General features: G+C 70.7%; 7 protein-coding genes, 1 tRNA gene and 1 pseudogene. 2 read left to right on the top strand and 7 right to left on the bottom strand.

Features of this window, described 5'->3' with window-relative positions; genetic code table 11:
* Positions 1-166 precede the first annotated feature (166 nt).
* The 6 genes and pseudogenes from N864_RS14420 to N864_RS14395 form a co-directional block, all read right to left on the bottom strand.
* Complete coding sequence (locus N864_RS14420; protein ID WP_034718103.1) at positions 167-4264, bottom strand: AAA domain-containing protein; 4098 nt, start codon at positions 4262-4264, stop codon at positions 167-169.
* A gap of 211 nt (positions 4265-4475) precedes the next feature.
* Entirely contained in the window at positions 4476-6047 is a 1572-nt protein-coding gene (locus N864_RS14415) for an SLC13 family permease (protein ID WP_081793864.1), read from the bottom strand.
* 146 nt (positions 6048-6193) lie between these two features.
* Complete coding sequence (locus tag N864_RS14410) at positions 6194-6433, bottom strand: hypothetical protein (protein ID WP_034718101.1); 240 nt, start codon at positions 6431-6433, stop codon at positions 6194-6196.
* A 108-nt stretch (positions 6434-6541) separates the two neighbouring features.
* Positions 6542-6838, bottom strand: a complete 297-nt coding sequence (locus N864_RS14405; protein WP_034718099.1) for an antibiotic biosynthesis monooxygenase family protein — start codon at positions 6836-6838, stop codon at positions 6542-6544.
* Positions 6839-6978: 140 nt separating this feature from the next.
* Positions 6979-8092: pseudogene (gene mraY / locus N864_RS14400) on the bottom strand (phospho-N-acetylmuramoyl-pentapeptide-transferase).
* Between the two features lie 349 nt (positions 8093-8441).
* Complete coding sequence (locus N864_RS14395; protein WP_034718097.1) at positions 8442-8882, bottom strand: hypothetical protein; 441 nt, start codon at positions 8880-8882, stop codon at positions 8442-8444.
* 208 nt (positions 8883-9090) lie between these two features.
* Here N864_RS14395 and N864_RS14390 point away from each other — a divergent pair, with 208 nt between their 5' ends.
* Positions 9091-9807: a hypothetical protein gene (locus N864_RS14390; RefSeq protein WP_155892954.1), complete on the top strand. Its 717-nt coding sequence runs from the start codon at positions 9091-9093 to the stop codon at positions 9805-9807.
* Positions 9808-10022: 215 nt separating this feature from the next.
* Positions 10023-10095: transfer RNA gene (locus N864_RS14385), tRNA-Arg, on the top strand.
* Between the two features lie 443 nt (positions 10096-10538).
* Here the strand turns inward: N864_RS14385 and N864_RS24720 are convergent.
* Positions 10539-10937: a hypothetical protein gene (locus N864_RS24720; protein WP_155892953.1), complete on the bottom strand. Its 399-nt coding sequence runs from the start codon at positions 10935-10937 to the stop codon at positions 10539-10541.
* Between the last annotated feature and the right edge of the window lie 168 nt (positions 10938-11105).

Genomic DNA, 11105 nt, shown 5'->3' with positions numbered 1-11105 from the left:
CGCACGCTCGACCAGAACCAGTGCACTCTCGCTCGGAGGAAGAGCACGCTCGACCAGAACCAGTGCAGAGGAAGCGCACGCTCGACCAGAACCAGTGCACTCTCGATCGTGGGGATTGTGCGCTCGACCGTCGAGATTGTGCTCTCGATCGGGTCGGTGGGCTGGGTCATTCGTAGTGGGGCGGGCGCTGCTCCTGGAGCCAGCGGTCGCGGCCGGCCGGGTCCTCACCGCGGTCGCCCCAGCCGAGTTCGAGGTCGTCCTGGGTGGGACCGTAACCCTCGCCCTCGTCCGACGCCGCGGCGCCAGTGCCCTTGCGGAAGGCACGCCGGCGCTTCCGACGGCCCTTGCCCTTGCCGCTTCCCGTCGCACCGTCTGTCGGCGACGCCTCGGAACCACCGGCCGAGGTGGTGGTGTCGGCCCCGTCCGGGCCAGCGGGCTCCACCGCGTCAGACCCCCCGTCGCCGGGCTGCTCCCCTGCGCCCGCCTCGGCGTCGGCGCAGGTGGGCGGGGCCGCGTCGGCGCGGGGTACGAACGGCTGGTCCCGGGCGAGCGTGACGATCCGGGCGATCTCCCGGGCCGGGTCGCGGAACACGTCGGTGGACCACACGCGCACGTGCTCCCAGCCGAGCCGGCCGAGCTGCTCCGCGCGCAGTCGGTCACGTTCTCGCGTACTGCGGTGAGCGGCATACCGTGGGCCGTCGGTCTCGACGGCGAGCAGGCCACGGCCGCGGTGGTAGGGGTCCTCGACCGCGAGGTCGATCCGCTGGGCACCGGCACCGTGGTCCTCGTGGACGGTGAGGCCGGCGCGGCGCAGCCGCTCGGCGAGGTCGTGCCGCAAGGGGTCGCCGACAGCGGGCGCCGTCTCGGGGACGGTGGCTGCGGCTGGTGGCCCGCCCGCCTCGCAGTAGGCGAGGAAGTCGCGCAGCATCATGGCGCCGCGGGCCTTGAGCCGAGCGGGGTCGAGGTCGGCGGCGTGGAGCGCCGAGACGACCGTCATGCGCTGGCGGGCTCTGGTCATCGCGACGTTGAGGCGGCGCTCGCCGCCCTCCTGGTTGAGCGGGCCGAACCGGTGCAGGACCCGCCCGTGCGGCGTCTTGCCGTAGCCGACCGACAGGATGATCGCGTCGCGCTCGTCGCCCTGGACGCGCTCGAGGTTCTTGACGAAGAACCGCTCGTCCCGGTCCTCGGAGAAGAAGGGGGACAGCTCGGGTGCCTCGCGCAGGGCGGTGGTGACCGCCTCCTGCAGGCGAAGGGCGTGGGTGATGCCGAGCGCGATGACCCCGAGGCTCTCCTGCGGGCGGGTCCGCGCGTGCTCGAGGACGAGCTCGACGACCCGGTCGACCTCGGACGGGGTGGTCTCGATGGCCTGCACGCCGTGCTCGACCCGAGCGACGCCGTCGACCGGCTCGAGCCGCACCGACGAGGCCAGCGAGGTGCCGGGGAAGGTCGTCAAGGTGCCGTCGTACATCGCGTCGTTGGCGAAGGCGATGAGCCGCTCGTCGCGCGACCGGTAGTGCCAGGTCAGCTGGCGGGTCGGCAGGGCGGCGGCGAGGACGTCGAGGATCGACTCGAACCCGTCGGTGAGGACGTCCTCGTCGGTGCTCGGCTCGTCGTCGGACACGACGGTGAAGAAGTTGGTCGGGGGCAGCTGCCGCTCGTCGCCGGCGACGACGACCTGCCGGGCCCGGGAGATCGCCGAGACCGCCTGGGCCGGCTGGATCTGGGAGGCTTCGTCGAAGATGACGACGTCGAACCAGCGGCCGGGCGGCAGGGTCGAGGCGACGACGAGCGGGCTCATCGCCCAGCACGGCTTGATGGCGGTGAGCGTGCGGCCTGCCTGGGGCACGAGGTCGCGCAGCGCCTTGTGCCGCCGTGCCTTGCCGGCCTCGGCGCGCACGAGCGCCTCGTGGGCCGGGTTGTCCGAGAGCACCTCGCGGATGTTGCGGGCCACCGAGCTGCGGACCCGCTCGACGGTGGCGGCGAGGTGGGCGTGGTCGGACGCGACGTACTCGTCGACCGCGCGCCGCAGGCCGGCGCCGTCGTGGGCGCCGTAGTCGGGGTCGCGGACCGTGATGTCCTGGGCGACCGAGGCCCACCAGACGTGCTCGACCTCCCCCGTCACGGCCTCCGCCGGCACCCCGCGGGCGGCCAGCTCGTCGATGATGGGCCCGAGCCCGGCGGCGCGGACGTCGTCGAGCGCGGCGGTGACGTTGGGCAGGACGGCGAGACGGTCGGACCGTGCTGCGAGCGCGGCGAGCCGCTCGCGCAGCTGGGCCAACGGCATGGCGCGCAGGTCGTCGCCGTTCTCGCCGGTCGCGAGGCGGGCGGCGAGCCAGTCGAGGTCCGCGCCGACGCGCTCGAGCAGCTCGCTGCCCTCGTCGAGACGCGGTGAGATCTCCGGGCGACCGCCACCACCGACGAGGGCGGCCCAGTGCTGGCGCTGCTCGCTCGCGGCCACCAGCTCCTCGTGCAGGTTGGCCGGCGGGCGGCCGGGGCGCAGCAGTCGCTTGGTCTGGTGGGCGACCCGGCGACGGGTCAGCCAGCTCATCTGCACGTCGTGCTCCAGGCGCCAGTCGCGGCTGGCGGTCGCGGCGATGGGCTCGGTCAGCGGGACGTCGAAGATCTGGGGACGGAAGACCTCGAGGGTGTGCCGCACGTGGGACATCGTGGCGAACGCCGACTGCCAGTCGGCGAGCGAGTTCGCCTGCGGCACTTGGGACTCGGACAGGATGCCGTTGAGGTGGGTGGCGACGGCCTCGAGGTCGGTGGAGCTGAGCCCGGTGGTGATGTCGAGGGCCCGGGCGGCGTCGTCGGCGGTGAGGATGCGGGCGCCGAACCACGGGTCGTCCCCGTCGGCCGTCCACGCGCCGAGACCGACGGCGTCGCGCAGCCGTCGCCCGAGCTCGACGGCGCGGGCCCGGCTCAGGCCGAGGATGTCGGGACCGGTGAGGCGCACGTGCGAGGTCGGTGCCGGTCGGCGGCTGGCGAGCTCGGCCATCGCCTCCTGGACGTCGTGGGCCGAGACGCCCCACGGCTCGCGCACCCGGTGGAGCGCCCGGACGTGGCGGATGAGCCGGGAGCGCCGGTCGCGCAGCGTCTCCGAGGTGGGGTCGCTCGTCGGGGGGCGGTGCTCGAGGGCGGCGTCGAGGCTCGCGGCGAACTGCTTGGCGATCGCGCGCCGGTTCGTCGTGCCGTCGTGTGCGTCGAGGACGAGGTCGCCCAGGCCGAGCCGGTCGAGCCGCGAGACGACCGCGTCGATGGCGGCGCGCTTCTCGGCGACGAAGAGCACCGACTTGCCCTCGGCGGTGAGCGCGGCGACGAGGTTGGCGATCGTCTGCGACTTGCCGGTGCCGGGCGGTCCCTTGATGACGAGGTGGGCGCCGGCCCGGACCGCGTCGATGGCCGCCTGCTGCGAGGAGTCGGCGTCGAGGACGAGGTGCTCACGCTCGGGGTCGGGGTCGGGGTCCGTCTCCGGGACGCGCAACCGGACCGCGGCGAGCGCCGACTCGTCCCCGGCCAGGGCCGCCACGACGTCGTGATCGGCGAGCGAATCGCCTTGCAGGGCAAGGTCCGCCACCATGGGCAGCTTGGCGTAGGAGAAGGTGCCGATGACGAGCCGTGGGGCGATCTGGAAGTCGGGGATGGCCGCGCAGGCGTGCGTCAGCGCGGCATAGGTGGGGTAGGGGTCGAAGGCGTTGCCGACCTCGGCGAGGTCCGCGAGGGCGTCCCCGTCGAGCTCGATGCCCTGCTCGGACCGGAGGTACTCGCGCAGGACGGGGTTGAACTCCGCCTCGGGACCGAGGACGACCTCGAAGTCCTCCTGGGCCGCTCCGGTCGGCCGGAGCAGGCACGTGCGCAGGAGCACCGGGGCGGCCGGCGGCCGCGCCGCGCGGGGCACCGACCAGGTCGCCATGCCGATCGCGATGAAGCCGGCGGCGATGCCGCGCTCCTCCTGCAGCTCGAGCGCCTTGGCGCGGATCGCGCGCGCCCGGTGGCGCGCCTCGTCGAGCGCGCCGGGCTCCCGGAACAGGTCGCTGAGTCGGGTCTGCCGACCCGCGAGCAGCATCGAGACGCCGCCGGGGTGGGCGGTGGTCAGGTCGAGGCTGCCGGCAGCGAGGTCGCGGTACCACAGCAGGGTGTTGCGACCGCCCAGGTCGACGAGCGTGCGCTGCCAGACCTTGACGGCGGCCGCGACCCGCTCCGCGCGTGGGTCGACCGAGCCCCGCGTGGCGGTGGCCGTGCCGGCCGACGGGGCGTCAGTCATTGCTGCAGGCTAACAAGGGGGCCGCCCGGCACCGTGGAGGACATCCGGTATGCCGCTCCCCCACCGCGCGCCGGCCGGGGCGGTCCCGACGGGGTGGGCTCAGCGGCATACCGCTCCCCCACCGCGCGCTGGCCGGGGCGGGAGGTGCGCACCGGGGCTGCATCCCGCTCGCCCGGCTCCGCCGGGCGTTCGGCGTGGGGTTTGCGCAGCGTCAGAGACCGACCCCGAAGACGAGGGGGACCAACGTCGAGAGGACGACGAACAGGATCACGATCGACGCGAGGTTCAGCCACATTCCGGCGCGCATCATCTGCTTGATGCTGACCTCTCCCGAGCCGAACGCGACGGCGTTCGACGGGGTCGCCACCGGCAACATGTAGGCGGAGCAGACGGCCAGGGTGACGGTGATCGTCATGAGGAGCGGGTCCATGCCGATGCCGACGGCGACGGCACCGAAGATGGGGAAGAAGGCCGCGGCCGTTGCCGTGTTGGACGTCAGCTCGGTGAGCGCGAGGCCCACGACCGCGACGACGAGGAGCACCACGACGGTGGGCAGGTGGCTCAGGGCGGTGACCTGGCTGCCGATCCATTTCGACAGACCCGTCGCGGAGAACATCGCCGAGAGCGACAGTCCCCCGCCGAAGAGGAGCAGCAGGCCCCAGGGAATCTCGGCGGCCGCACTCCACTCGAGCAGAGGCGCGCCCGAACGGTCCTCGGAGCGGCTGCGGGCCGGCACGAGGAAGCAGGCGATGGCAGCAGCCATGGCGACCTGCGGGTCGGAGATGTTGTCGAGGAAGGGCGCCGCCTTGGCGACGGCCGGCAGCTGCGCGAGGAGGGGGACGAAGACCCAGAAGAAGATGGCTGCCAGGAAGATCAGGCCGACGCGCCGCTCTGCGGTGGTGAGCCGACCGAGCTTGCCGAGCTCCGCGTTGATGACGGCCGCACCACCGGGGATCTCGTCGACCTCGGCGCGGAAGACGATCTTCGTCAAAACGACCCAGACGAGCACGAGCATGACGACGGCCCACGGCACACCAACGAGCATCCACTGGCCGAACCCGACGTCGATGCCGTGGCTCTTGGCGAGGTAGGCCTTCATCAGGGCCATGGGCGGCTGCCCGATGAGCGTTGCGGTCGAGCCGATCGTGACGCCATAGGCGACGCCGAGCAGCATGGCGGCCGCGAACTTGGTCCCACCGGCGCGCTCGTCCACCTTGCGCACGAGACGCAGGATCGAGACCGCGATGGGCACCATGATCACGGCGGTGGCCGTGTTGGACACCCAGGCCGAGATGAAGGCGGAGGCCGCCATGAGCCCGAACACGATCTGGGCCGGCTTGGTGCCGACCGCTCGGATGGTCAGCAGCGCGACCCGCAGGTGCAGGTTCGACTTCTCCGTCGCGAGCCCGAGGACGACGCCTCCGAGGACGAGGAAGACCACGGAGTCGGCATACGGGGCCGCGACCTCCTTCAGCGGCGCCATCCCGAACAGGGGGAAGAGGACCAGTGGCAGGAGGGAGGTGACGGGGATCGGGGCGGCCTCGGTCATCCACCACAGCGCCATCCAGAGTGCCGAGCCGGCGGCAGCGCGCCCGCCGAAGGAGAGCGACTCGGGCAGCAGGAGCGTCAGGACCAGTCCCGCGACCGGCCCGAGCGCGAGAGCCCACCAGTTCCGGCGACGCGGCTCGCCACCTCCGGTGTCGGACGGCTGCGCCGCCGCCCCCTGGGGTGCGCCCGGAGCCTGGGGCTCGTCGGGCAGGTGCCGTGAGTCGAGGAGAGTCATGCGAGTCCTTGCCGTCCAGTCGGATCACGCCGGCGTTGGCGCGACAGGCTCGACCGTAGGACCCAATTGAGTAAAGGTGAAGGATCTATTACCTCTCGATTGAGACGATGGACCTCTGGATGGGTTCGCCTCGGCCCCTCCCGACGTCAGTCGCCTGTCTGCTCCTCGGGCTGGTCCTCGTGCCGGTCCTCGTGCTGCTGCGCCGGACGGCGGATCGGCTCACTCGGGGCGGGCTTGGCCGGGATGCGGATGATGCCGCGCTCGAAGTCGCGCAGCGGGTCGCCCTCGGACTCGGGGATCTGCGCCTCGAGCCGCTTGCGGTCCCGCTCCTCCCGGAAGTGCCGGTGCCCGGGATTGAAGATCTCGATCAAGCCGTCCCACGACATGAGATCACCGTATGCCGCACAGCGCGCTTCCGTCGCACGTTCCCGAGGGTGCGTGGCGGCGTGGGCCCGGCTCGATGGGCTGAGCGTCGCGCGACCGTGCGGGTCGGGTCATGCCTCGATGCGCTGCTCGAAGTGCTCGACCTCCGGGAAGGGGTCGTAGAAGTGGTGCAGGAGCCGGCGCCACTCCTGGTAGCCGGGCGAGCACCGGAATCCCTCGGTGTGGTCCTCGAGGCGCTCCCACTCGACGAGCAGCAGGTAGGTGCTGGGGCGCTCGACGCCTCGGGAGAGGGAGAGGCGCCGGAAGCCGGCGGTTGCGGCGATGATGCGGCGGGCGTCGGCGAAGGCCCGCTCGAAGTCAGGTTCACTGCCCGGTCGTACGGCCAGGAGGGCGTGCTCGAGGATCACTCGGGGACCCTAGCGTTCCGGTAGGCCAGTCCGGCACCGAAGGGTGCGTCGGAGGTGAGGGTGGGTGCCCGTCTGGGAGCGGACAGCGGGTGGTCGGATCGTGGATGACCTCCACGCCCGGCCGTGGGGCGCTTCGGCGGTCAGGGCTGGGCGAGCCACTCGCCGTAGAAGAGCGCCAGTCCTGCCGCGCTGCAGATGCCGGCGATGATCCAGAAGCGGGCGACGATGGTGACCTCGGACCACCCGACCATCTCGAAAGTGATGGTGAAGGGGCGCTATCCGAAAGACTCTCCGGCCGGTCGTCTTGAAGCTGATGACCTGGATGATGACCGACGCGGTGACGATGACGAAGAGCCCACCCAGCACCACGAGCAGCAGCTGCGTGTGGGTAAGGATGGCCATCCCGGCCAGCGCCGCGCCGAGCGACAACGAGCCGGTGTCGCCCATGATGATCTCGGCGGGCGAGGCGTTCCACCAGAGGAATCCGAAGCAGGCGCCGGCGATGGCGCAGGAGACGACAGCGAGGTCCAGGGCAGCGGGCACGTCGTAGCATTTCGGCCCGGGCAGCACCTGGCACCCCTGGTTGAACTGCCACAGGCTGATCATCGTGTAGGCGCCGAACACCATGACGGACGCTCCGGTGGCCAAGCCGTCCAGGCCATCGGTGATGTTCACGCCGTTCGAGGCCCCGGCGATCAGCACGTTCGACCACGCGATGAACAAGATGACGGCCAGCACGGGGCCGGCGAAGGCGAGGTCCAGCCGCGTGTCCCGGACGAAGGAGATGGCGGTGGAGGCCGGTCGCATCCCGCGGGAGTCGGTCATCAGGAGGGCGGCGAGGGCGAAGACGACGGTGACGAGGGTCTGGCCGAGAAGCTTCTGCTTCGAGGTGAGGCCGAGGCTGCGTTCCTTGCGGATCTTGGTGAAGTCGTCCAGGAACCCGACGATCCCGAGCCCTGTGAGCAGGAAGAGCACGAGCACGGCACTCAGCGAGATGGAGCTCGGGACCACCTGCAGCACTCCCGTGCCGCCGAGGACGCGCAGGAGCGCGTGTGAGCCGAAGTACCCGACGAGCGCCGCGGCGATGATCACGACGCCACCCATGGTGGGCTTGCCCCGCTTGACGTGGTGGTGGACGAGGTCGTCCCGGATGAACTGGCCGTAGCGGCGCCGGACGAGGAAGGCGATGAACGGTTTCGTGCAGAGCAGTGCCATGGCCATCGAGATACCGCCGGCCAGCAGGACATCGACCATTAGGATTCCTTGCTGCCCTTTCGGCCCGGTGGGGTGTGGCTTGAGCGGTGGGTGCGGCTTGGGCGGGGGCCGGCGGCGCGTGGGTACGGCGTCGCCCAGTTCGCCGGTCCAACCTAGATCAGGAGGCGAAGCCCACCGGGGACCCGGGCGGCCCTCGAGGTGTCGGCCGTCGTGGTGAGGGGCCGTCCCGACATTCGTTCCCGGGCGCGGCTCGTGGTGACCGGGACGTCAGAAGCACGGAAGACGGCCGCCGTGGCGACTCGTTTGTGCCGGCGAGGCGTGACAGTGCTTTCCCCCGACGGTGTCGGCGCATCGACGGAGCGGGGTCAGTGAGCCTGTCGAGAATGTGTCACGGTTGCCTCGGCGCGCGACGAGCCTGGGCGAGGGCCGCTGTTCCGGCCGCACCGAGCAGGAGGGCGGGGACAACGACCGGTGAACGCCAGGGCGCGAACTCGCCATAGGACGCGACCGCGACCCAAGCCGCCCAGGCGAGCAGAATCGCGGTGACGAGCTCGACGCACGCCAGGGCGATCGACAACCGCAGCGACCGCCGCGGTGCCTTTGACCGTGCCACCGCGCAGGCGACCGCGGCTGCGGCGAAGGTGAGCACAGGCAGGACGAGCATGCCGCCCACTACGGCATACCCGCCCTCCAGCTCGGCGTTGGGGCGGGTGCCCGCATAGAGCAGGACCAGGACCACGCCGACCGCAGCGGCGGCGACCACCAGGTGAGCCAGCGCGATCAGAGGCTGAACCCGGCTCGAACTGGCATGGGCGGGCGGGGCGGTCATGCCTCAAGTTCACCATCTGGCCAGAACACCCGCCTGAGCTTCAGAACCCAGCCGAAACGCGGATGAGTACGACCGACTCCAGTCGGTGGACCTGTCCTGACGAGCGGGACGCGCCGCTCGTCGGATCCACGTCCGCCATGGCCTCCTTCTCGTCAACAGGTGGGTGAAACGGGCCCCGGCTTGCTGGGCGGTCTGCTATCCAGTCCGCATGAGTGATGACAATGTGCACTGGATCGCCGACATCGTGGCCCACACGAAGTCGGCAGCGGGGCTGCCGCCCCGCTGGGGCGAAGAAGCCACACCGCTGACCCCGGAGGAGGAGATGGAGGATGCCCCGTGGCCCGCTCGCCTGCGCTCGGGCATGACGACCGCCGAGCTGCTGCCCTACGGTGCCGGGGCACTCGTCACTGACGACGAGGAAACGCATGAGCTGGTGCGGCTCGTCGCGAAGCCGGTCGACGCGCCGGGAGGTCGCATCACCGTCTGCGACCCAGTTTCCATGGCATGGCAAGGACCGCCCACACAGCTCGAGCTAAAAGGTGACCTGCTTCCCGTCGAGGTTGCCGTGATCCGGTATGCCACCGCGCGCGGAGAGCTTGTTCGGCCCTGTGTCGCGGTCGTGGGCGACGTCTCCGCGGTTGAGTCCTGGGTCGAGCCCCCGGTCCCCTCCACGCGCCTCTCCATCGACGTGGGATGCGGTGCCTTCATCGCTGCCGACGACGTCGCCCTCGTCGCCGCGAAGGCGGACGAGCTCACCACTGAACTCGATCGGCAGGGCGTGTTCACCGTGGAGGTCGAGGACCGGGTGAGCGGGGTGCTGTTCGCGAGCGGCGACGGACCGGGGGACTACGAGATGCTGGTCGGGCGAGGCCGAGGCGCGCGTCCCGTCGCCCTCCTTGTTGACCTCAGGGTGCTCTCCCGCTGACCTGACGCTGCGGTGCCACCGGCCGGGGTCTCGGGACACGTTCCTCCAAACGGCGGGTCGACTTCGGCCCTCTCCTTCGCCCATCGTCGGCGGCCCGAGGCCCATTGGATGTGTGGACCAGCCCTCCACTACCCTGTCACCGTTGGTCGCCTGGCGGTCCCCCAGTTACATCACGGGTTGCGCCACGGTTTCCAGCAGGAGTTTCAGCCATGTCCGCCCTCGTAGCTCAGGGGATAGAGCACCGCTCTCCTAAAGCGGGTGTCGCAGGTTCGAATCCTGCCGGGGGCACGCTCTCTTTTAAGCCTCTGACCTGCCGAAACGCGGGATCTCGACCCTTGAAGTCAATGTCCTCTCCGCCGCTCTGACCGGCGGGATTCCGCCAAGATTCCGCCGGAGGTGCTCAAGCTCACCGCTTGAGTCCGCCGAGGGACGAAGCGGCCCTCACAGCGGGCGGCAAGAGCCGGATCTTGTCCCGAAGGCTTGAAACCCTGGGAGCGGCGCACGAACTTCCATCGGAAGCTCCCCAAGGGTTCAACGGATCCGCCTTCTTGCCGGAGGGACCGTGGCACGCTCGACCGCGTCTTAGGCGCCTACCTGTGGGCGCCCACTTCGCCCACTGTGGGGCAGCGTCAGCGCCCAGGTGAGGGGGCAGCTTGCACTTGCTGAAGCCGCGTATGAACCAGTGAAGACGTTGCTCGCGAAGCTCCAGACCAAGAGCATGGGCCTGCCCGTTAGATCAAAGGCCCGGCAGCGTCATCGAGCTCTACGACGAAGGCACAGCAGGCATCAACGCAGCGCGCAACGGATTCGTCGCGCAGGTAGAGGCGACCGTCTATCAACGCCACACCAAGTGCTTCGGCCTTCGTCGCCTCTGCACGCTTCTGCATGCGTGATAACCCGCCAGAACCATGAGCGATGCTGTTGCGCACCCAGATCGCACCATCTAACGCCTGCCAGGAGCGAAAGTTGCCGGCTCGAATGCCAAAGACCTTGGTTAGGGCCTCCTTCCGGGCGTCCCACGTTCCATGCGATTTGGCCGCTTCCTTCCCCATTACGAACTTGGCGCCATCGGGGAGTTGTCTGGAGGCGCGATCGAAAAGCGCGGCGGCACGCGGATCCTCCGCCTCCAAGGACCCGCTACGCCCACCGGTTCGCCGTCGCGTCGAGCTGTCCGGCGAACGGGCGGGCCCGGCGGCCGCGGCACGTGCTGCAGGGCGTTGACATCCCTGTGGTTGCGGCCGTGCGTGGGGCGACCGGCGCGGCGCGCAGTTGAGTCCATAACGTTGGTGTACGACGAC

This window comes from Intrasporangium chromatireducens Q5-1 (genome assembly GCF_000576575.1).
GTDB classification, from domain to species: domain Bacteria; phylum Actinomycetota; class Actinomycetes; order Actinomycetales; family Dermatophilaceae; genus Intrasporangium_A; species Intrasporangium_A chromatireducens.
This window is presented reverse-complemented; position numbering and strand designations above follow the sequence as displayed.